Origin of the sequence: Acidovorax kalamii, assembly GCF_002245625.1 — a bacterium.
Classification (GTDB): Bacteria; Pseudomonadota; Gammaproteobacteria; order Burkholderiales; family Burkholderiaceae_C; genus Acidovorax; species Acidovorax kalamii.
In genome coordinates, this window is sequence record NZ_NOIG01000011.1 from 311006 (window position 1) to 331451 (window position 20446).

Annotated in this window: 20 protein-coding genes; 16 read left to right on the forward strand and 4 right to left on the reverse strand. The window is 66.1% G+C overall.

The window, feature by feature from the left end:
• Positions 1 to 13: 13 nt before the first annotated feature.
• From CBY09_RS18270 to CBY09_RS18325, 12 genes are all read left to right on the forward strand, one after another.
• Positions 14 to 1189, forward strand: a complete 1176-nt coding sequence (locus tag CBY09_RS18270; protein WP_094290993.1) for an acetyl-CoA C-acyltransferase — start codon at positions 14 to 16, stop codon at positions 1187 to 1189.
• Between the two features lie 313 nt (positions 1190 to 1502).
• Positions 1503 to 1976, forward strand: coding sequence for a hypothetical protein (locus CBY09_RS18275; protein ID WP_094290994.1), 474 nt, complete (start codon positions 1503 to 1505; stop codon positions 1974 to 1976).
• 51 nt (positions 1977 to 2027) lie between these two features.
• Complete coding sequence (locus CBY09_RS18280) at positions 2028 to 3887, forward strand: acyl-CoA dehydrogenase (RefSeq protein WP_094290995.1); 1860 nt, start codon at positions 2028 to 2030, stop codon at positions 3885 to 3887.
• A gap of 2 nt (positions 3888 to 3889) precedes the next feature.
• Positions 3890 to 4090 carry a hypothetical protein gene (locus tag CBY09_RS18285; RefSeq protein WP_094290996.1) on the forward strand — a complete coding sequence of 67 codons (201 nt, stop codon included), beginning with the start codon at positions 3890 to 3892 and terminating at the stop codon, positions 4088 to 4090.
• Between the two features lie 157 nt (positions 4091 to 4247).
• Positions 4248 to 5039: an SDR family oxidoreductase gene (locus CBY09_RS18290; protein ID WP_094290997.1), complete on the forward strand. Its 792-nt coding sequence runs from the start codon at positions 4248 to 4250 to the stop codon at positions 5037 to 5039.
• 151 nt (positions 5040 to 5190) lie between these two features.
• The gene (locus CBY09_RS18295) at positions 5191 to 5622 is read left to right on the forward strand and encodes a PaaI family thioesterase (RefSeq protein ID WP_094290998.1); all 432 of its coding nucleotides are present in this window, start codon (positions 5191 to 5193) and stop codon (positions 5620 to 5622) included.
• Between the two features lie 96 nt (positions 5623 to 5718).
• Positions 5719 to 6735 (forward strand): NADP-dependent oxidoreductase, encoded by a 1017-nt coding sequence (locus tag CBY09_RS18300; RefSeq protein ID WP_094290999.1) that lies wholly within the window; start codon positions 5719 to 5721, stop codon positions 6733 to 6735.
• The gene (locus CBY09_RS18305) at positions 6735 to 7199 is read left to right on the forward strand and encodes a GNAT family N-acetyltransferase (RefSeq protein WP_094291000.1); all 465 of its coding nucleotides are present in this window, start codon (positions 6735 to 6737) and stop codon (positions 7197 to 7199) included. Before CBY09_RS18300 ends, CBY09_RS18305 begins: the two co-directional genes overlap by 1 nt.
• 9 nt (positions 7200 to 7208) lie before the next feature.
• The gene (locus CBY09_RS18310; protein ID WP_094291001.1) at positions 7209 to 8870 is read left to right on the forward strand and encodes an isovaleryl-CoA dehydrogenase; all 1662 of its coding nucleotides are present in this window, start codon (positions 7209 to 7211) and stop codon (positions 8868 to 8870) included.
• A gap of 31 nt (positions 8871 to 8901) precedes the next feature.
• Positions 8902 to 9834, forward strand: coding sequence for a glutathione S-transferase family protein (locus CBY09_RS18315; protein ID WP_094291228.1), 933 nt, complete (start codon positions 8902 to 8904; stop codon positions 9832 to 9834).
• 160 nt (positions 9835 to 9994) lie between these two features.
• On the forward strand, positions 9995 to 10900 hold the full coding sequence (locus CBY09_RS18320) for an SDR family oxidoreductase (RefSeq protein ID WP_094291229.1): 906 nt from the start codon (positions 9995 to 9997) through the stop codon (positions 10898 to 10900).
• 50 nt (positions 10901 to 10950) lie between these two features.
• A complete protein-coding gene (locus CBY09_RS18325) occupies positions 10951 to 11541 on the forward strand; it encodes a methylated-DNA--[protein]-cysteine S-methyltransferase (protein ID WP_094291002.1) in 591 nt (196 codons plus the stop codon).
• 20 nt (positions 11542 to 11561) lie between these two features.
• On the opposite strand, the gene CBY09_RS18330 is transcribed toward CBY09_RS18325, so the two are convergent.
• Complete coding sequence (locus CBY09_RS18330; RefSeq protein WP_133066303.1) at positions 11562 to 12047, reverse strand: hypothetical protein; 486 nt, start codon at positions 12045 to 12047, stop codon at positions 11562 to 11564.
• A 225-nt stretch (positions 12048 to 12272) separates the two neighbouring features.
• On the opposite strand from CBY09_RS18330, the gene CBY09_RS18335 reads away from it, so the two are divergent.
• Complete coding sequence (locus CBY09_RS18335; protein WP_094291004.1) at positions 12273 to 13313, forward strand: GGDEF domain-containing protein; 1041 nt, start codon at positions 12273 to 12275, stop codon at positions 13311 to 13313.
• 186 nt (positions 13314 to 13499) lie between these two features.
• Here CBY09_RS18335 and CBY09_RS18340 read toward each other — a convergent pair whose 3' ends face one another.
• The 3 genes from CBY09_RS18340 to CBY09_RS18350 form a co-directional block, all read right to left on the reverse strand.
• Positions 13500 to 14585 (reverse strand): DUF72 domain-containing protein, encoded by a 1086-nt coding sequence (locus tag CBY09_RS18340; RefSeq protein ID WP_094291005.1) that lies wholly within the window; start codon positions 14583 to 14585, stop codon positions 13500 to 13502.
• Between the two features lie 53 nt (positions 14586 to 14638).
• Positions 14639 to 15043, reverse strand: a complete 405-nt coding sequence (locus tag CBY09_RS18345) for a hypothetical protein (RefSeq protein WP_094291006.1) — start codon at positions 15041 to 15043, stop codon at positions 14639 to 14641.
• Between the two features lie 214 nt (positions 15044 to 15257).
• On the reverse strand, positions 15258 to 15551 hold the full coding sequence (locus tag CBY09_RS18350) for a DUF4148 domain-containing protein (RefSeq protein ID WP_094291007.1): 294 nt from the start codon (positions 15549 to 15551) through the stop codon (positions 15258 to 15260).
• 287 nt (positions 15552 to 15838) lie between these two features.
• Here CBY09_RS18350 and CBY09_RS18355 point away from each other — a divergent pair, with 287 nt between their 5' ends.
• The 3 genes from CBY09_RS18355 to CBY09_RS18365 all read left to right on the forward strand — a co-directional run bounded on the left by CBY09_RS18355 (position 15839) and on the right by CBY09_RS18365 (position 20384).
• Positions 15839 to 18208: a Tex family protein gene (locus tag CBY09_RS18355; RefSeq protein WP_094291008.1), complete on the forward strand. Its 2370-nt coding sequence runs from the start codon at positions 15839 to 15841 to the stop codon at positions 18206 to 18208.
• 73 nt (positions 18209 to 18281) lie between these two features.
• Positions 18282 to 19109, forward strand: coding sequence for an HDOD domain-containing protein (locus CBY09_RS18360; protein ID WP_094291009.1), 828 nt, complete (start codon positions 18282 to 18284; stop codon positions 19107 to 19109).
• Between the two features lie 63 nt (positions 19110 to 19172).
• Complete coding sequence (locus CBY09_RS18365; protein WP_094291010.1) at positions 19173 to 20384, forward strand: patatin-like phospholipase family protein; 1212 nt, start codon at positions 19173 to 19175, stop codon at positions 20382 to 20384.
• Positions 20385 to 20446 lie beyond the last annotated feature (62 nt).

Consider the following 20446-nt stretch of genomic DNA (forward strand, 5'->3'; position numbering starts at 1 on the left):
CAAAGGAATTCACATGACCTCCGCAGTGATTGTTTCCACCGCCCGTACGCCACTCGCCAAGAGCTGGAAGGGTTCGTTCAACATGACGCACGGCGCCACCCTGGGCGGGCATGCCGTGCAGCACGCCGTGCAGCGCGCTGGTATTGATGGTGCTGACGTGGACGACGTCATCATGGGTTGCGCCACGCCCGAAGGCGCCACCGGCAGCAACATCGCGCGCCAGATCGCCTTGAAGGCCGGTCTGCCCATCACCGCCTCCGGCGTCACGGTCAACCGCTTCTGCTCTTCGGGCCTGCAGACCATTGCCATGGCCGCCCAGCGCATCATTGCGGGCGAGGCCGATGTGTTCGTGGCCGGTGGTGTCGAAAGCATCTCCTGCGTGCAGCAAGAGATGAACCTGCACATGATCCAGGACCTGGCCTTGGCCAAGCAAAAGCCCGAGATCTACTGGAGCATGCTGCAGACCGCCGAGCAGGTGGCCAAGCGCTACAACATCGGCCGCGAAGCCATGGACGAATACGGTGCTGCCAGCCAGCAGAAGGCCTGCGCAGCCCAGGCGGCCGGCCTGTTCGACGCCGAAATCGCACCCATCACCGTGACGGCCGGTGTGGCCGACAAGACGTTGGGTCTGATCACCAAGCAAGTCACGGTGAGCAAGGATGAAGGCACGCGCGAAGGCACCACGGTGGAGGCCATCCAGGGCCTGCGCTCGGCGCTCCCCGGTGGCCTGATCTCGGCCGGCAACGCCAGCCAGTTCTCCGACGGCGCCGGTGCCTGCGTGGTCACCAGCGAAGAGTACGCCAGCAAGAAGGGCCTCAAGCCCCTGGGCCGTTTCCTTGGTTTTGCGGTGGCCGGTTGCGAGCCTGACGAGATGGGCATTGGCCCCGTGTTCGCCGTGCCCAAGGTGCTGAAGAAGCTGGGCCTGAAGGTGGAAGACATCGACCTGTGGGAGTTGAACGAAGCCTTTGCCGTGCAGGTGATCTACTGCCGCGACAAGCTGGGCATCCCGGCGGACCGTCTGAATGTGAACGGTGGTGCCATCGCCCTGGGCCATCCTTACGGTGTGTCGGGCCAGCGCCTCACCGGGCATGCGCTCATCGAAGGCAAGCGCCGTGGTGCCAAGCGCGTGTGCGTGACCATGTGCATTGGCGGCGGCATGGGCGCTGCGGGCATCTTCGAGGTGTTCTGACCACGGCGGCACCCGGGCGCGTCACCCGCATGCACCCCGGCAGGGCTTCGCCCGAGGTCCGCCCGGCGCATGCAGGTGGTTCGCTGTGCCGGGTGCTTGCGGGCAGTCCTTGGTGTGTGGGGCCCCGGTGGCCAGGTGACAGCGGCCGGGGGCCGTGAGGGGAGGGGGCGCGACAGGCTACAAATTGTTGCCTTGTGGAACTCGGTCGGTGCCTGCGGGCAGCGGTTGCGCGGGCAGAATCCGGCGCGGCCGGTGGCCACCTCGGTGACCGTTCCACGCTCCATTCCCTTCCCTTCACCCAACGGTACTTCCCATGCGTTGCACGTTCTCCCTTCGCCTTTTTGCCGCACTGTCCGCGCTCACCGTGGCATGCGGTGCCCATGCCCAGAGCTTCAAGCTCCAGCTGCCGCTGGAGTCCGACCCGGACGTGGTGCTGCAGGAGGTGGTGGTCGATGCCAAGCAGACCCGCATCACGCTGCTGGTGAAGAACAGCACGAACGAGGCATTCGAGGCCTGCGCGCAGCCCACGGGTTCGCCCGATGCGTTCACTCTCAAGGACCTGGGCAGTGGCACGGTGCTGCAGCAGCAGTCCATCGGTGGGCTGACGCTGTGCAATGTCAAGATGGATGTGGTCAAACCCGGCCGCAGCAAGTTTCTGAAGATCACTTTCCCGCCGCTCCCCGCTGGTGCCACGCGCCTGCAACTGGGAGAGGCCAGCTGCCAGCCCAGGCCCGATTCGGACATGGAGTTCTGGTGTTTCAAGAACATCGTGCTGCCCGCACGCTGATCCTTGCGCAGAGCAGGAGGAGCGCGGGCATGCCAACCATAAGGAGACCCCATGACCTTGCGTTCCACGCTCGACTTCCTGCTCTACGACTGGCTGGGCGCCGAGGCCCTCACGGCCCGCACGCGCTTTGCCGACCATTCGCGTGAGACCTTCGATGCGGTGCTCGACACCTGCGAACGCATCGCACGCGAGAAATACGCCCCCTTCAACCGCACGGTAGACACCGAAGAGCCGCATTTCGACGGCGAAAAGGTGATCCTGCCCCAGGCGACGTACGAGGCCCGCAAGGCCTACGCAGAATCCGGCCTGCTGTCGGCTGCGCAGGACTACGAGATCGGCGGCATGCAGCTGCCCTACACGGTGGAGGCGGCGGCCAACAGCTTTTTTGCGGTGGCCTCCATCAGCATCGGCTCCAACCTGCTCACCTCGGGCAATGCCAACCTGCTGATGGCGCATGGCACTGCACTGCAGAAGGAGGTGTTTGCACTTAATGAATTCAATGGCCGCTGGTCGGGCACCATGTGTTTGTCCGAACCCCAGGCGGGCTCGTCGCTCTCGGACGTGGCGACACGGGCTGTGCCCGACGGGGCCGGTTTCGAATCCGACCCACTGGGCCCACGCTACCGCCTCACCGGCAACAAGATGTGGATCAGCTCGGGCGACCACGAACTCACCGAGAACATCGTGCACCTGGTGCTGGCCAAGATCCCTGGGCCGGATGGCAAGCTGGTGCCCGGCACCAAGGGCATCTCGCTCTTCATCGTGCCCAAGAAGATGGTCGATGCTCAGGGCCAGTTGACTGGCGTACGCAACGATGTGGCGCTGGCGGGCCTGAACCACAAGCTGGGCTGGCGCGGCACCACCAACACCTTGCTCAACTTTGGCGAAGGCAGGTTCCCCGTGGACGGCCAGGCAGGTGCCGTGGGCTACCTGGTGGGCCAGCCCGGCAAGGGCCTGCACTGCATGTTCCACATGATGAACGAGGCGCGCATTGGCATCGGCATGGCCGCCACCATGCTGGGCTTGGCGGGTTACTACGCCAGCCTGGACTACGCCAAGAACCGCCCGCAGGGCCGCCCGGTGCAGGGGCCCAAGGAAGCGGCGGGAGCGTCTGCCGTGGTCAAGGACGTCGCCCAGCCCCAGGTGCGCATCATTGAACACGCAGATGTGAAGCGCATGCTGCTGGCCCAGAAGTCGTATGGCGAAGGCGCACTGGCGCTCAACCTCTTTTGCGCCAAGCTGGTGGACGAGCAGCACACGGGCGACGCTGCAGCCGCCGACGAAGCGCGCCTGCTGCTCGAAGTGCTCACGCCCATTGCCAAGAGCTGGCCCAGCGAGTTCTGCCTGGAGGCCAATAGCCTGGCCATCCAGATCCACGGTGGCTACGGCTACACGCGCGACTTCCCGGTGGAGCAGTACTGGCGCGACAACCGCCTGAACATGATCCATGAGGGCACGCACGGCATCCAGGCCATGGACCTGCTGGGCCGCAAGGTGCTGATGGAAGGCGGGCGTGGCCTGCAACTGCTGGCCGGGCGCATCAACGCCACCATCGAGCGCGCGATCCAGGTGCCCGCACTGGCGGCCCACGCCAACGCACTGGGCGCGGCGCTGCAGCAGGTGGGCGCGGCCACCAAGGCCGCCTGGGCCACGGGCCAGCCTGCCGATGCCCTGGCCAATGCCGTGCCCTACATGCAGGCCTTTGGCCACACGGTGCTGGCCTGGGTGTGGCTGGACCTGGCCTTGGCCACGCTGGCCGATGATGCTGCACTGGCGCAGGCTGCCAGCGTGGGCCGCATGGGGGCGATGCGCTACTTCTTCCACTACGAGTTGCCCAAGATCGGCGCCTGGCTGCATGTGGTGAGCACGCGCGACGCGACCTGCGCCAGCTTTCCCGAGGACGCTTTCTGACCATGGCTGCGCCCCATACATTGCAGCGACTGCACAAGCTGATCTGGGTGCTGATCTATGGTGGCCTGCTCACGCTGGTGCTGGGCCTGGCCACCGGGCGCAGCGACGCCGACCTGGGCTGGAGCCTGGTGCTGGGCGGTGGGCTGGCGGCCGCCGTGGGCGTGGTGCTGATTGCCGTGCGCGCGCGCCTGAAAACAGACTGAGCTTGCTGCCGAGGTGGCACTGAAGCTGCGCCGAAGTTACGCCGACACCGGGGCGACACAATGGCCCCGCGTTGCGCCGCACAATGGCTGCTGCAAACACCGGCCCGGTGGTTGACGATCGGCGCCGAGAATGTTCCCATAAACCCAAGGAGACACCATGACACGCACTATCCAACAACTGTTTGACCTGACCGGCAAAACCGCCCTGGTGACCGGCGGCTCGCGCGGCCTGGGCCTGCAACTGGCGCATGCGCTGGGCGAGGCAGGCGCCAAGATCATGCTCAGCTCGCGCAAGGCCTCCGATCTGGAAGAAGCTGCGGCCGAACTGCAGGCCGCAGGCATCGATGCCCGCTGGATCGCCGCCGACTGCGCCAACGAGGCCGACATCCGCCGCCTGGCCGATGAAACCCTGGAGCGCCTGGGCCATGTGGACATCCTCATCAACAACGCCGGTGCCGCCTGGGGCGCGCCCGCCGAAGACCACCCCGTGGAAGCCTGGGACAAGGTGATGAACCTCAACGTGCGCGGCTATTTCATCCTCAGCCAGCACATCGCCAAGCACAGCATGATTGGCCGCCGCAGCGGCAGCATCATCAACGTGGCGTCCATCGCCGGCCTGGGCGGCAACCCCAAAGGCATGAACACCATTGCCTACAACACCTCCAAGGGCGCGGTGATCAACTTCACACGTGCGTTGGCCGCCGAATGGGGCGCGTACAACATCCGCGTCAATGCGATCTGCCCCGGCTTCTTCCCGAGCAAGATGACGGTGGGTACGCTCAAGGCCATGGGCGAGGAAGCGCTGGCTGCGCACGCCCCGCTGGGACGCCTGGGCGACGATGAAGATTTGAAGGGCCTGTGCGCGCTGTACGCGTCGGATGCGGGCAAACACATCACCGGCCAGTGGCTGGCGGTGGATGGGGGCGTGAGCATCGTTACGGGAGGGTGAATTCGCTACATCCCCCTGAGGCGCTGCGCGCCTTCCCCCTTCTCTCGGCTTCGCCGGGAAGGGGGACGCAGCCCTCGCTGCGGGGCGGCCCTTGCTCGGCTGCCCTGGCGGGGCAGCGCCAGTTTTTGAGTTTGTGTACTGAGGACATGCCGTGAAAAGTTTTGGTGTCGAAATCCCCTTTGTCAGCCACCTCGGCTTTACGCTGCACCGCATGGAGAAGGGCGAATCCGAGCTGCGCTACGAAGCCAAGCCCGAGCACCTGAACTCGTTTGACGTGACGCACGGCGGCGCGTCGATGACGCTCCTGGATGTGACCATGGCCACGGCCGCGCGCAGCGAGACGCCGGACATGGGCGTGGTCACCATCGAGATGAAGACCAGCTTCATGCAACCCGCGCGCGGGCCGCTGGTGGCCAAGGGGCGGCTCATTCACCGCACCGCCACCATGGCGTTTACCGAGGGCACGGTGTACGACGCGCAGGGCCGCATCTGCAGCCATGCCACGGGCACGTTCAAGTACGTGCGGCGCTTGCCGGTGGACAGCCGCAGCACCAACGGGCTCAAGGTGATTTCCACCGATTGAGTCCTCCATTTTTGAATAAAAATGGCCGTTTCCGCGCAATGGATAAGCGCTTTTAGCTATTAAATTGATAGTGATTTCATTCCGAAGGAGCCTCTCATGCCACGCAACCAACAAATCGTTCTCGACAACCGTCCCCACGGCGAGGCCGTGGCCAGCAACTTCAAGCTGGTGGTGGCGGACACCCCCGAACTCAAGGACGGCGAAGTGCTGGTGCGCCACCATTTCCTGAGCCTGGACCCCTACATGCGCGGCCGCATGAACGAGAGCAAGAGCTACGCGGCGTCGCAGGCGCTGGGCGAAGTCATGATCGGTGGCACCGTCGGTGAGGTGGCCGAGAGCAAGCACCCCAAGTACGCGGTGGGCGACAAGGTGGTGGGCATGGGCGGCTGGCAGGAGTACAGCGTGGTCAATGCCGAGCAGCCCGGTGCGCTGCGCAAGGTCGATACGACCCATGTGCCGCTGTCGCACTACCTGGGCGCCGTGGGCATGCCGGGCGTGACGGCCTGGTACGGCCTGGTCAAGATCATTGCGCCCAAGGCGGGCGACACCGTGGTGGTGAGCGCTGCCACCGGCGCCGTGGGCAGCGCCTTTGCCGCTCTGGCCAAGGCGCGCGGCTGCCGCGCGGTGGGCATTGCAGGCGGTGCCGACAAGTGCAAGTACGCCGTGGACGAGCTGGGCTTTGACGCCTGCATCGACTACAAGCAGCACAGCGACGTCAAAGCGATGTCCAAGGCCCTGAAGGAAGCCTGCCCCAACGGCATCGACGGCTACTTCGAGAACGTGGGCGGCTGGATCATGGACGCCGTGATGCTGCGCATGAACGCCTTCAGCCGCATTGCCCTGTGCGGCATGATCGCTGGCTACGACGGCGCGCCGCTGCCCATGGCCAACCCCGCGCTCATGCTCATCAACCGCATGAAGGTCGAAGGCTTCATCGTGAGCGAACACATGGAGGTCTGGCCCGAGGCGCTCAAGGAGCTGGGCACTCTGGTCGGCACCGGCAAGCTGCGCCCGCGCGAGACCATTGCCCACGGCATTGCCGCTGCGCCTGAGGCCTTCCTGGGCCTGCTCAAGGGCAAGAACTTCGGCAAGCAACTGGTGAAGCTGATCTGATGGCGCTGCGTTGGCTTTGGGCCCGCTTCGACGACCTCGGTGTGCACGCCCTGCACGACGCGCTGGCGCTGCGCTGCAAGGTCTTCATCCTGGAGCAGGGCCCCTACCAGGACCCGGACGGGGCGGACAAGCAATCACATCACCTGCTGGGCTACGACGAGGCGGGCGTGCTGCAAGCCTGCCTGCGCGTGGTGGACCCAGGCGTGAACTACCCCGAGCCCTCCATCGGCCGCGTGGTCACCGCCAAGGAAGCGCGTGGCAACGGTACGGGCCGGGCGTTGATGCAGGAGGGCATTGCCCGCTGCACCCAGGCCTGGCCCGGCCGGGGCATTCGCATCAGCGCGCAGGCCCATCTGCAGGGCTTCTACGGCAGCCTGGGTTTTGAGGCCGTGTCCGACGAATACCTGGAAGACGACATCCCCCACGTCGAAATGCTGAGACGGGGTGACCACCCCGCCGCCTGAGGAGCCGCCATGACCGCTGCCAGCCTTGCCACCACCCATGAAGTGTTCAACCAGAGCACGCCCTGGGCCGATGTGAACCTGTTCACCACCAACCAGCCACTGCAGGACGCGCTGCGCCTGCATGCCCCCGGCCTGCCGTTGGAGGGCCTGACGGCGCTGGGTGCGGAGATGGGCTCGGCAGAGATGCAGGCCCATGCGCGCCTGGCCAACACCTACAAGCCGCAGCTGCGCACACACGATCGCTTCGGTCATCGCGCCGATGTGGTGGAGTTCCACCCCAGCTACCACGCGCTCATCGGCGCCGCGCTGCGCCACGGCCTGCATGCCACGCCGTGGTCGCGCCAGGACACGGGCCATGCACACATCGAGCGGGCCGCAGGCTTCATGCTGTTCACTGAAGCCGAACCCTCGGTGCTGTGCCCTGTGTCGATGAGCTACGCCGTGACCCCGGCATTGCGCGGCAATTCGGCGGTATGGGCGGATTGGAGCAAGGGTTTGGCGAGCACGCAGTACGACCCGCGCCTGGCGCTGTTCTCGCAAAAATCCGCGCTCACCATGGGCATGGGCATGACCGAGAAGCAGGGCGGATCGGACGTGCGTGCCAACACCACCCAGGCCGTGCCCGATGGCGAGGACGCCTGGGGCGCGCGCTACCGCATTGCCGGGCACAAGTGGTTCTTCTCGGCACCCATGTGCGATGCTTTCCTGATCCTTGCGCAAGCGCCCGGCGGGCTCACCTGCTTTTTCCTGCCGCGTGTGCTGCCAGATGACACGGTCAATGCGATCCGCATCCAGCGCCTGAAAGACAAGTTGGGCAACCACGCCAATGCCAGCTCCGAGGTCGAGTTCATCGGCGCCACGGCCTGGCGCGTGGGCGAGGAGGGGCGCGGCGTGGCGCAGATCCTGGAGATGGGCACCATGACGCGCCTTGACTGCGCGCTGGGCACCAGCGGTCTCATGCGCCAGGCGCTGAGCATTGCGCTGCACCACACGCGCCAGCGCTCGGCGTTTGGCAAGAAGCTCATCAAGCAGCCGCTGATGCGCAACGTGCTGGCCGATCTGGCTCTGGAAAGCGAAGCGGCCACCGCTCTATCCATAAGGCTTGCCAGCGCTTTTGACCGCAAAGACAAGAGTGAGCACGAGGCCGTCATGGCCCGCCTGCTCACACCCGTGGCCAAGTTCTGGGTGTGCAAGCGCGGCAGCGCGTTTGCGCAAGAGGCCATGGAATGCCTGGGCGGCAACGGCTATGTGGAAGAGGGCGGCGAAGGCACCATGGCCCGCATCTACCGCGAGATGCCGCTCAACTCCATCTGGGAAGGCGCGGGCAACATCATGGCGCTGGATCTGCTGCGCGCCGTGCGCCGCGCCGATACCGCCGCCGCTTTGGACGCCGAACTGGCACCCGCACGCGGCGCCCATCGGGCGCTCGACCGCATGGCCGGCGCACTACCGCTGCGCGTGGACGCCATGACCACCGAAGCCGAGGCCCGCCGCCTGGCGCAGGACGTGGCCCTGGCCGTGCAGGCCGCGCTGCTGTACCGCAGCGCGCCCGGCGCCGTGTTCAGCGCGTTCTGCGATTCGCGCCTGGGTGGCGACTGGGGCTACAGCTTTGGCACGCTCGGTGCGGGTGTGGACCTGGATGCCATCCTGGCCCGCGCGCTTCCGGCCTGATTCACCTCACAGAATTTTGCGGAGACCCATGATGTCCCACCTCATCCTGCACCACTACCCCTCGTCCCCGTTCTCCGAAAAAATCCGGCTCGCGCTGGGCTACAAGCAGCTGGCCTGGAAGTCCGTGATCATCCCCAGCATCATGCCCAAGCCCGATGTGGTAGCGCTCACGGGCGGCTACCGCAAGACGCCGTTCTTGCAGATCGGCGCCGACATCTATTGCGACTCCGCCTTGATCTGCGATGTGCTGGAGCATGAGCAGCCCGAGCCGGTGCTCTACCCACCCCACCTCAAGGGCGTGTCGCGCGTGTTTGCGCAGTGGGCCGACACCACGCTGTTCTGGGCCGCCATGGCCTACAACCTGCAGCCCAGGGGCGCCGCGGCCATGTTTGCCAACCTGCCACCCGCTGCTGCCCAGGCCTTTGGTGAAGACCGCCGCGAGATGAGCGCGGGCATGCAGCGCCTGCGCCCGGCCGACGCCACGGCCGCCTACCGCTCGTACCTGCGCCGCATTGCGCACATGGCCGAGGAGCACGACTTTCTGTTTGGTGCCGAGCCCTGCCTGGCCGACTTCGCGGCCTACCACCCGCTGTGGTTCACGCGCCAGTGCGTGCCAGTGATGGCCGACATCTTTGCCGCCACGCCCGCCGTGCTGGAGTGGATGGACCGCATGGCCGCCCTGGGCCATGGCCGCATGGAGAAATTCAGCGCGCAGGACGCCATCACCGTGGCTGCGGGCATGGACCCGCTGCCCCTGATGGGCGACCTGTTCCAGGACGAGCACGGCATCCCGCTGGGCAGCCAGGTGGCCATTGCCGCCGAGAGCTTTGGCACCGAACCCACCGAGGGCGAGCTGATCGCCGCCACCCGCACCCGCTACACCCTGCGCCGCACCGACCCGCGTGCGGGCACGGTGCATGTGCATTTCCCCCGCATTGGCTATGTTTTGAGAGCATCCCCCTGAGCGGCTGCGCCGCTTCCCCCTTCTCTCGACTTGCTGACGCAATTCGGGAAGGGGGACGAAGCCCTTGCTGCGGGGCGGCCCTTGCTCGGCGTCTCTGGCCTGGGACTCGCCAGTTTTGACCAACGCTGTAAATGCCAACAATTTCAAGGAGACAAAAAACATGATCGACAACTTTGCCGGCAAAACCGCCGTCCTCACCGGCGCAGGCTCGGGCTTTGGCCTCGAATGCGCGCGCATTGGCGCCCGCCTGGGCATGAACCTGGTGCTGGTCGATGTGCAGCAAGACGCACTCGACGCCGCAGCCGCTGAGGCGCAGGCCGCAGGCGTGCAGGTGCTGGCGCGCAAGGTGGATGTATCGAACGCTGCGCAGATGGAGCAGCTGGCCGCCGATGTGGAGCAGCGCTTTGGTGCACCGCACCTCGTGTTCAACAACGCCGGCGTGGGCGCGGGCGGCCTGGTGTGGGAGAACTCGGTCAAGGACTGGGAATGGGTGCTGGGCGTGAACCTGTGGGGCGTGGTGCATGGCGTGCGCCTGTTCACGCCCATGATGCTGGCCGCAGCCAAGGCCGACCCCGCCTGGCGCGGCCACATCATCAACACCGCCAGCATGGCCGGGCTGCTCAATGCGCCCAACATGGGCATCTACAACGTGAGCAAGCATGCAGTGGTGGCGCTGTCCGAAACACTGCACCAAGACCTGTCGCTGGTTACCGACCAGGTCACGGCCAGCGTGCTGTGTCCCTTCTTTGTGCCCACCGGCATCAGCCAGAGCCACCGCAACCGCCCGCAGGACATGGTCGCCGACAAGCCCACCAAGAGCCAGCTCATCGGCCAGGCCATGAGCGACAAGGCCGTGGGCAGCGGCAAGGTGACCGCCGCCGAGGTGGCGCAAAAGGTGTTCGACGCCGCCGCCCAGGGCCAGTTCTATATCTACAGCCATCCCAAGGCCATCGCCTCGGTGCAGACGCGCATGGAAGACGTCATGCTGGGCCGCAACCCCACCGACCCATTTGTGGGCAAGCCCGAGGTAGGCGCGCAGCTGCGTGCGGCTTTGAGGGCTGAATAGGCGCTCTCCGCTCTATCCATATGCTTTTGTTGCTATTAAATATATAGCGTATGTCATTGCAGGCACTCACCGCCCCCGGGGAACAGGGCGCAGCCAGCGGCTACGCCCTGTTCCCCACGGCCATCGGCCACTGCGGCATGGCCTGGCACGGGGCACTGCTGGTGGGCGTGCAACTGCCCGAGGACGCGGGCGAGGCCCAGACGCGCGCCCGCATGCAGCGGCGGTTTCCACAACTGGCCGAATGCACGATGCCACCGCCGGTGGCAGCGTGGGCTGCGCGCGTGGCGGCCCTGCTACAAGGGGCGCACGACGACCTGTGTGACGTGCCCCTGGCCCTCGACACCGTGCCGCCCTTCAACGCCCGCGTGTATGCCTTGGCCCGCCGCATTCCACCGGGCAAGACCATGACCTATGGCGAAATGGCCGCAGCCCTGGGCGAGCCCGGCGCCGCCCGCGCCGTGGGCCAGGCGCTGGGCCACAACCCGTTTGCGCCCGTGGTGCCTTGCCACCGCATCCTGGCCGCCAATGGCCGGACGGGCGGCTTCTCGGCCGGTGGCGGTGCGGCCACCAAGATGCGCATGTTGGGTATCGAAGGGGCCTGCCTCGGCGGTACCTTGCCTCTGTTTGCGCACGACGAGTAGACAACCCCGGACGGCATTGCTCAATCGTCTGCAGTGCTGTCAACGTGGCTCACCCGGATTCCATACCGGGCGCGCAGGGCCGCCAAGGGCATGTCCAGGTACTCGGGCGGGGAGGTCCATGGCCAGCGCAGGGTTTGCCGGGAACAACGCCACCAGGTGCGCGGCACGGCCCAGAGCGTGGCGCCCAGGTTGCGCAGCACGTCGGTGGCGTGCAGTTGTCCATAGATCGCACGCGACTCGTGCAGCGCATATCCCTTGAGCACGGCCAGCCCCTCGGTGGTGCCGCGCAGGCTGGCGATTTTGACCACTGCTTCGTCGGGCAGGCTCGTGCTGCAGCTGTAGAGCACGTGCACCGTGTCATGGCATCGAAAAAACAGCTGCGCCTCAGCTGACAGATCGCCGCCCCGCAACGAACTGGGGTGGGCTGCAAAGTACTCGTCCAGGCCCTGCTGCAGCGTCTGTGTCGAGTGCTGGTGCTGGTAGTGCAGCAACGAAGAATGGGGCATGGGCGGGGCGGTGTGGCATAGGCCTGTTTCGCATTGTTTGCCATGCGGGTGAGGCCTGCAAGGCCTGGGCGCCCCGTGCCTCTCTCCATATTGGCGTGGCATTGGCATGTTCGCAAACCAGGCTGCACGCTCGGCATTTGCGGTGCTACATTCGTCAGAGCGTCTGGCCCTACACATACTGCTGATTGTCCGCACCATTCCCTGCTGCCCCACAGGAACCCGCCTATGTCACCGGAACGCGAGCGACTCACCCGCATGCTCTTTGATGAGTACATCGCGATGTACGCCGCGCGCGACCTGCGGCTGCTGGACCGCTTCAGCGACAACTTCAGCGGCTTTTCGGGCAGCAGCGACAGGCTGGTGAAGACCCGCGCCGAGTGGATCGAGACCACGCGGCAGGATTTTTTGCAGGTGCCCCAGCCCATCGTGATCGAGATGCTGGACCTGTTCACCCAGGAGCTGGGCGATGACCTGCTGGCCGCCACCGCCTTCTTCCACATCCACCTGCCCATCCCCGACGCCCTGTTTGCCCGCGAAACCGCACGCAAGGTCGTGCTGTTCCGGCGCGAGGCCGGTGCGGGCCAGGAATCAGGTGACTGGAAGATCGTGCATGTAAGTGTCTCCATCCCCTACGGCACCGCCCAGGGCGACGAGGTCTACCCCATCGAAGAGCTGCGCCAGCGCAACCGCGAGCTGGAGGCACTGGTGGCCGAGCGCACCCAGGCCCTGGCCCAGGTCAACCACCGCCTGGAGCTGCTGAGCAACACCGACGGCCTCACCGGCATTGCCAACCGTCGCCATTTCGACGACGCCCTGGCGCGCGAATGGGCGCGGGCCCAGCGCGCTGCTGCGCCGCTGGCGCTCATCCTGCTGGATGTGGACGTGTTCAAGCACTTCAACGACCACTATGGCCACCTGGCGGGGGACGCCTGCCTGCGCACCCTGGCCACCACCCTGGCGCAGGTGGGTGCGCGGCGCGAGGGCGAACTGGCCGCACGTTTTGGTGGCGAAGAGTTTGTGGTGCTGCTGCCCGGCTCCGACCTGGCTGCCGCCGCCGAGGTGGCGCGCCATGTGCAAGAGGCCATCCACCAACTGGCGCTGCCCCACGAAGGCGCGCCCCACGGCATCGTCACCGTGAGCTTTGGCGTGGCCAGCCTGCAGCCCCAGCGCGACCAGTTGCCCGAAGAGCTGGTGCGCCGCGCCGACCGCGCCATGTACCGCGCCAAGCAGGGCGGGCGCAACCGGATCGAGCTGGCGGCTGCGTGATGCGCTGGCACCTCGTGACGGCTCGTGACGTGTCTTTGCGCTCACTGAGCAGGCGCAAAAACCGTTCGGGCGGAGACTGTCAAAGCGCGGCGCAGGGCTTCGACGGGCTCAGCCCGAACGGTGTTGAATCAGTGAGTGCGAATCGGTAAGCCGCGTTTGGGCTCCGAACCCGCGCAGCTGGCAGTCCTACCGCGCCCCCAGCTTCACGACCTCTTCCGCCACCCCCCGCACCGTCAGCGGCGCGCAGCCCTCGGCATGGTTGCTGATGGTCACCAGCGCGTTTTGCCCCCGGCCCGTGATGCCCGCAATCACTGCCGCCAGCGCCGCCCGCGTCTCCAGGTCCGGGTGGTGCAGGCGGTCGTAGGGCTCGTACAGCCGCTCGGCATCTTCATAGCCATAGGGGCCATGCACCGGGTTCAGGTTCCAGCGGCACACCAGGGGGCCAGGCCACAGCGCGCGCAGCATGGGCAGCTGGGCCTGCAGCGGCGGCATCTTGGCGTGCAGGCCCAGGCAGTAGGTGGCGCCAGCTTCGCGCAGCACGGCGGCAAAGTCCGGGGTCAGCCATTCGGGGTCGCGCACTTCCACCGCAATCACCCCATCGGGCGCCGTGGGCGCGAGGGCGGGCAGGGCGAGCAGCATGGTGCGCAGGCGCTCCAGCAGCAGCGGCAGGCGGTCCAGCTGCGCCAGCGGCAGGGGGCTGAGCTGGAACACCAGCGCGCCCAGCTTGTGCCCCAGGCCCTGCAGCGCGGGCTCCACACACTCGCTGCGCGCCAGCTCGGGGCTCAAGAACGCCGGGTTGGGCTGGCGGCCCCGGCCGTCCTCGCTGCGCACCAGCGCATCCGTCACCACGCTGGGCGCCTTCACCACAAACCGGAAGTCGTCGGGCACCTGCGACGCATAGTGCTCAAACTGGCTCACCGTGAGCGGGCGGTAAAAGCTGCGGTCAATGCTCACCGTGCGCATCAGCGGGTGCTGCGCATACACGGCCAAACCTTGCTTGGAGAGCTGTGCGTCGGAATGCTCGCCCTCCCACACCAGCCCTTTCCATCCCGGGTAGGTCCACGACGACGTGCCCAGCCGCAACTGCGCAGGCAGGGCGGCTGCCAGGGTTTTCAACGCATCGTCGGGAACGACAGGCGCCACCGTTCCAGACCGCGTGCGCCGCGCAGGGGGATCTTCCTTTTTGGCCGTGTGCTGAGAGACAGGCGCCTGCGCTGCAGCACCCTCCGCTGAGGGCTTGGGCAACGTGTCGCCAAAAAGATCATCTTGCATGCGCAGTCAATCAGCCATGGGGCCGGGGGAGGGCGGCGTAGCCAGTGGGCCCGCTACAAACCGCCAAACAACCCACCCTCGTCCAGCAGGTCAAACGTGATCTGCGGCTGCGCATCCATGCTCTTCTTGATGGCCGCCGGAATGGCCTGCCGCGTCTTGCGGCACAGCCCCGGCTGCTCATGCACCAGGATCGCAATGCCCCGCAGGCTGCGCACCTCGTGCGGGCTTTGGGTGATCGACAGGCGAATGCCCAACTGCTGCTCCATGCGCTCCTGCATCTTGCGCAGGTCCGCCAGGCTGGCCAGGTTTTCGAGCCGGTCCAGCATCTTTTTCTCTTCGGTGCGCGTGAGCATCAGGATGCGCACATCTCCACTGGGTGCCTGCAGCAACGCATCCCGGTCGCAGACGCAGGTGCCAGGGGGGCATTCGGTGCGGATGGGGAAGGAGGGGAGGGGCATGGAGCGTGCGAGAGCGGTCCACCATTTTAAGAAGGCGCGAAAGCGCTGCGCGCTCCACAAACAAAAAGGGCTCCCAAAGGGAGCCCGATCTGCCTGCCCGCCCCTGCGGTTCAGTTAACACTCCCCATGGCAGCAGCACCCGCAAATGCAAAGTGCCACCGCCATGGGAAGTCCCGCAACTGCTTCAATCCAACTCAAGCAGTTGGTCTACCAATTACATGGCGCTGAATTCGCCGTGGGGGATCTGGCCCGTGCGCACGGCTTCGGCAGCCTGGGCACGCACTGCAGCGCGGTCGGCGTTGGACTTGTAGGTCACCACACGCGAGCCTGCGGGTTCCATGCTGTGGGTCTTGGCTTCCACTACGGCTTCGGCTTGCACTTCAGCGCGGGTGCGGTTCGTGTCGAACTTCAGGGCGAATTGCGAGCCATCGGCTTCGTCAGCATGGGCGCCAAACGAGGCGAAAGCAGCAACAGCAGCGATGGAGAGGAAACGGGCGGTCTTGTTCATGATGAAAATCCTTAAAAGCTAAAAAGCGTCTCAAAAAAGCCGGGTCAAAAACCATTCCTGAACCGGTTCGGTGAGTCGCCTTGCGGGTTCGGCTCATCGATGGGGTGAACTGTACGCCGATGGTGTTCACGGAAAAACTACCCAGTCGCAAACTAACTGTTCCGGTATTGAGAACAATCGACGATCCGGCCGCTGAGGGCCGGGGAATGGCCAAACCGCCTGTGGCAAACTCCCGCGCTTCGCCTTTTGTTCCTATCGTTAGACCGCGTCTGAGAGAGTTTTCCCCCATGCAGCAGATCGTTCGGCAGTTGGCCGCAGAAATCAAAGTCAGTGAATCCCAGGTGCGCGCAGCGGTGGAGTTGCTGGATGGAGGGGCCACGGTGCCCTTCATCGCGCGCTACCGCAAGGAGGTGACGGGCGGGCTGGACGACATCCAGCTGCGCGAGCTGGAGGCGCGCCTGTCGTACCTGCGCGAGCTGGAAGACCGCCGCGTGGCCGTGCTCAAGGCCATCGACGAGCAGGGCAAGCTGACCGACGCGCTGCGTGCCGCAATTGCCGCCGCTCCAACGAAGCAGGAGCTGGAAGACATCTACCTGCCGTTCAAGCAAAAGCGCCGCACCAAGGGCCAGATTGCGCGCGAGTTCGGCATTGAGCCACTGGCCGACAAGCTGTTTGCCGACCCCACGCTGGACCCTGCGGTGGAAGCCGCAGCGTTCACGAAACCGCCTGAAGTGCTGGATGACGGCAAGCCGGGCGCTGATTTCTCGACCGTGTCCGCCGTGCTGGATGGCGTGCGCGACATCCTGAGCGAGCGCTGGGCCGAAGACCCGGCCCTGGTGCAGAACCTGCGCGAATGGCTTTGGGCCGAAGGCCTGCTGCGCAGCAAGAAGGTGGAGAGCAAGAACGAGAACGACCCTGAGGTCTCCAAGTTCCGCGATTACTTTGACTACGACGAGCCCATTGGCCGCGTGCCTTCGCACCGTGCGCTGGCGGTGTTTCGGGGTCGAGGCCTTGAAATCCTCGAAGCCAAGCTGGTGCTGCCCGTGGAGCCCGAGCCGGGAAAACCCAGCTTGGCTGAGGGCAAGATCGCGCTGCACCTGGACTGGAGCCATGCAGGCCGCAAGGCCGATGATCTGATCCGCAAATGTGTGGCCTGGACCTGGCGCGTGAAGCTGAGCCTCTCGACCGAGCGCGACCTGTTTGCCCGCCTGCGCGACGAGGCCGAGAAGGTGGCGATCAAGGTGTTTGCCGACAACCTGCGCGACCTGCTGCTGGCCGCTCCGGCCGGCCCGCGCGTGGTGATGGGCCTGGACCCCGGCATCCGTACCGGCGTGAAGGTGGCCGTGGTGGACGCCACGGGCAAGCTGGTGGAGACGGCCACGGTGTACCCGCACGAGCCCAAGCGCGACTGGGACGGTTCGCTGTTCACCCTGGCCAAGCTGGTGGAAAAGCACGGCGTGAACCTGATCGCGATTGGCAACGGCACGGCCAGCCGCGAGACAGACAAGCTGGCCGCTGACTTGATCAAGATGGCCGCCAAGGCCGACCGCACCATTGAGAAGGTGGTGGTGAGCGAGGCGGGCGCCTCGGTGTACTCCGCCAGCGAATACGCATCGCAAGAGATGCCCGACGTGGACGTGAGCCTGCGCGGCGCCGCCTCCATCGCCCGCCGCCTGCAGGACCCGCTGGCCGAGCTGGTGAAGATTGACCCCAAGAGCATCGGCGTGGGCCAGTACCAGCACGACGTGAACCAGAGCGAGCTGGCACGCACCCTGGGCACGGTGGTGGAAGACTGCGTGAACTCCGTGGGTGTGGACCTGAACACGGCCAGCGTGCCGCTGCTCAGCCGCGTGTCGGGCCTGTCTGGCAGCGTGGCCAAGGCCGTGGTGCGCTGGCGCGAGGCCAATGGTGCGTTCAAGAGCCGCAAGCAGCTGATGGACGTGGCGGGCCTGGGCGCCAAGACCTTCGAGCAGAGCGCGGGCTTCTTGCGCATTCGCGGCGGCGAGAACCCGCTGGACATGACAGGCGTGCACCCCGAAACCTACCCCGTGGTCGAGCAGATCATGGAAAAGACGGGCAAGCCGGTGGCCGAGATCATGGGCCGCGCCGACATGCTCAAGACCCTGAAGCCCGAGTTGTTTGCCAACGATAAATTTGGCGTGATCACCGTCAAGGACATCCTGGCCGAACTGGAAAAGCCCGGCCGCGACCCACGCCCCGACTTCAAGGTGGCGCGCTTCAACGATGGCGTGGAAGACATCAAGGACCTGAAGGAAGGCATGGTGCTGGAGGGTACGGTGAGCAACGTGGCCCAGTTTGGCGCCTTTGTGGACCTGGGCGTGCACCAGGACGGCCTGGTGCATGTGAGCCAGCTGGCGCACAAGTTTGTGAACGACGCGCGCGAGGTGGTCAAGACCGGCGACATCGTCAAGGTCAAGGTCATGGAAGTGGATGTGGAGCGCAAGCGCATCGGCCTGTCGATGAAGCTGGACGCCGCGCCGCGCCAGCAGGGTGACCGCGACTGGGGACCGCGCGACAACCGTTTTGAAGGTGCAGGCCGGGGTTATGCCCAGCCGCCGCGCCGTGGCAACGAGGCGGCCCAGCCGTCGGCCATGGCCTCGGCATTTGCGAAGTTGCAACAGGCCAAGGGCCGGTAACTGCGGGCTGGCGGTGGGGCCCTGCGGGGGGCCATAATCGCCAGCACCCCCACCACAACAGGTGCCCTGTCCCATGGAGTTGAACGCACTGCTGGCCCAACCTGTGGCACTGCCCAGCCTGCCGCGCGCCGTGGCGCTGCTGATGAGCGAACTGGCCCAGAGCGAACCCAGCCTGCGCCGCCTGAACCAGCTGTTTGGCACCGACCCGGCCCTGGCCGCGCGCCTGCTGGAGCTGGCCAATTCCCCCACCTTCCAGTTGCCGCGCCAGATCGCAGGCATCCCCGAGGCGCTGGCGCTGCTGGGCATAGCCCAGTTGCGCACGCTGGTGTCGTCGGCGCCGCTGGGCACCACTTCGCGCTCGGTGCCAGGGGTGAACATGCAGCAGTTCTGGCGTTACAGCCTCAACACCGCCAAGCTGGCCCGTTCCCTGGCGGGCATCGTGCACCAAAACCAGATTGCGGCCTACACGGCGGGCTTGCTGCACGCGGTGGGCGAGCTGGTGATCCACCTTGCCGACCCGGAGAAGGCGCAGTCGGTCAACACCCTGGTGGCACCCTTTGACCTGCGCCGCGACAAGATCGAGCAGCGCATCTTTGGCTACAGCTACGGCCATGTCACGGCCGGCTGCGCGCGCCGCTGGCAACTGCCTGAGGTGGTGATCGACGCCCTGCAGTACCAGAGCGCGCCGTTCGACAACAAAGCCTATGAGCCCCTCGCGGGCGTGATCCACCTGGCCGCCTGGCGAGCGCGTGCCCGCGAGGCCGAGCTGGGCGAGAAAGAGCTGGCTGTGTCCTTCCCCGGCGAGGTGGGGCTGACCCTGGGCCTGGATATTGACATGGTGCTGCAACAGGACCCCATCGACTGGACAGCGAAGCCGGAAGTGGCGGATTTTGTGGTGTAGGCCCCTGGGGCCTGCGCAGCTTGGCGACAGTCCGCAGCGTGCTGCTTTGCGACAATCGCCGCCATGAAAGCACTGCGCATCCACGCCGGCCCCCGCGCCCGACAACACCTTGAACGCAACGGCCTGCAGCCCGGCGATGTGGGCGTGATCCCTGCTGCCGCAGGGGGGCCCAAGGGGCTGATCCTGGGGCCGCTGGACCGGTTCATTTTTGGGGAGTGGCTGCCACGGTCGGACCAGCCCGTGCATCTGGTGGGCGCATCGATTGGCGCGTGGCGGATGGCCACCGCCTGTCTGCAGCAATCGGTGGCGGCGTTCGAGCGGCTGGAGCATGACTACATCCACCAGGACTATGAGCTGCCCCCGGGCAAGAAGCGCCCCACGGCGGCCCATGTGAGCGAGCGGTTTGGGCGCAACCTGGATGCGTTTTATGGCGGGCGGGTGGATGAGGTGCTGAGCCACCCGCGCTATCGCCTGCACATCATCACGTCGCGGGGGCGGCACCTGCTGGGGCGCGAGCATGGCGTGGCAACGCCGCTGGGCTATCTGGGCGCCTTTCTGACGAACACCGTCCACCGCAAGGCCATGGGCGCCTGGCTGGAGCGGGTGGTGTTCTCGTCGCACGATGAATCGGTGCCGGGGGCGGCCTGTGCGGCCCTGCCGTTTGGCACATCGGACTACCGCACGCGGCAGGTGCGGCTCAGTTCGGCCAATTTCATGGCCGCGCTGCAGGCCAGCTGCTCCATCCCTTTTGTGCTGCAGGCCGTGCACAACATTCCGGGGGCGCCGCCCGGGGCGTACTGGGATGGCGGCATCACCGACTACCACCTGCATCTGGCCTATGGCCGGGGAGGCTCGGATGCTTCTAATTTGATAGCTAAAAAGGCAATAGGGACGAGCGCAGACGGCCTAAAAACCTTGAAAAGCGAGGGTGCGCAAACCATGGCGGCAGGTGTGCGCCCGGGTTTTGCGGACATCGTGCTGTATCCGCACTTTCAGCACCGGGTGGTGCCGGGCTGGCTGGACAAGGGCCTGAAGTGGCGCCACCGGGCCACCCCGGCGCTGGACAACATGGTGGTGCTGTCGCCCAGCCCCGACTGGGTTCGCGCGTTGCCCAACGCCAAGCTGCCCGATCGCAAGGACTTCACCCACTACGGCACGGACAGCCGCGCCCGTGCCCAGGCTTGGCTGGGCGCCACCAGCGCCAGCCAGCAACTGGCGGATGAATGGGCCGAGTGGTTGCAGCGGCCTGACATGGGGGCCGTGCATCCGCTTTAGGCGGGGTGAACGTGGTTTGAACGTGGGGTGAGCGCTGCCTGGCCTGTTCGTCGCCCTGGCCA

Excerpts from the sequence above, each read along its gene's own strand:
- CBY09_RS18270 (WP_094290993.1), top strand. The coding sequence starts at position 14 with ATGACCTCCGCAGTGATTGTTTCCACCGCCCGTACGCCACTCGCCAAG.
- CBY09_RS18275 (WP_094290994.1), top strand. The coding sequence starts at position 1,503 with ATGCGTTGCACGTTCTCCCTTCGCCTTTTTGCCGCACTGTCCGCGCTC.
- CBY09_RS18280 (WP_094290995.1), top strand. The coding sequence starts at position 2,028 with ATGACCTTGCGTTCCACGCTCGACTTCCTGCTCTACGACTGGCTGGGC.
- CBY09_RS18285 (WP_094290996.1), top strand. The coding sequence starts at position 3,890 with ATGGCTGCGCCCCATACATTGCAGCGACTGCACAAGCTGATCTGGGTG.
- CBY09_RS18290 (WP_094290997.1), top strand. The coding sequence starts at position 4,248 with ATGACACGCACTATCCAACAACTGTTTGACCTGACCGGCAAAACCGCC.
- CBY09_RS18300 (WP_094290999.1), top strand. The coding sequence starts at position 5,719 with ATGCCACGCAACCAACAAATCGTTCTCGACAACCGTCCCCACGGCGAG.
- CBY09_RS18305 (WP_094291000.1), top strand. The coding sequence starts at position 6,735 with ATGGCGCTGCGTTGGCTTTGGGCCCGCTTCGACGACCTCGGTGTGCAC.
- CBY09_RS18310 (WP_094291001.1), top strand. The coding sequence starts at position 7,209 with ATGACCGCTGCCAGCCTTGCCACCACCCATGAAGTGTTCAACCAGAGC.
- CBY09_RS18315 (WP_094291228.1), top strand. The coding sequence starts at position 8,902 with ATGTCCCACCTCATCCTGCACCACTACCCCTCGTCCCCGTTCTCCGAA.
- CBY09_RS18320 (WP_094291229.1), top strand. The coding sequence starts at position 9,995 with ATGATCGACAACTTTGCCGGCAAAACCGCCGTCCTCACCGGCGCAGGC.
- CBY09_RS18325 (WP_094291002.1), top strand. The coding sequence starts at position 10,951 with ATGTCATTGCAGGCACTCACCGCCCCCGGGGAACAGGGCGCAGCCAGC.
- CBY09_RS18330 (WP_133066303.1), bottom strand. The coding sequence starts at position 12,047 with ATGCCCCATTCTTCGTTGCTGCACTACCAGCACCAGCACTCGACACAG.
- CBY09_RS18335 (WP_094291004.1), top strand. The coding sequence starts at position 12,273 with ATGTCACCGGAACGCGAGCGACTCACCCGCATGCTCTTTGATGAGTAC.
- CBY09_RS18340 (WP_094291005.1), bottom strand. The coding sequence starts at position 14,585 with ATGCAAGATGATCTTTTTGGCGACACGTTGCCCAAGCCCTCAGCGGAG.
- CBY09_RS18345 (WP_094291006.1), bottom strand. The coding sequence starts at position 15,043 with ATGCCCCTCCCCTCCTTCCCCATCCGCACCGAATGCCCCCCTGGCACC.
- CBY09_RS18350 (WP_094291007.1), bottom strand. The coding sequence starts at position 15,551 with ATGAACAAGACCGCCCGTTTCCTCTCCATCGCTGCTGTTGCTGCTTTC.
- CBY09_RS18355 (WP_094291008.1), top strand. The coding sequence starts at position 15,839 with ATGCAGCAGATCGTTCGGCAGTTGGCCGCAGAAATCAAAGTCAGTGAA.
- CBY09_RS18360 (WP_094291009.1), top strand. The coding sequence starts at position 18,282 with ATGGAGTTGAACGCACTGCTGGCCCAACCTGTGGCACTGCCCAGCCTG.
- CBY09_RS18365 (WP_094291010.1), top strand. The coding sequence starts at position 19,173 with ATGAAAGCACTGCGCATCCACGCCGGCCCCCGCGCCCGACAACACCTT.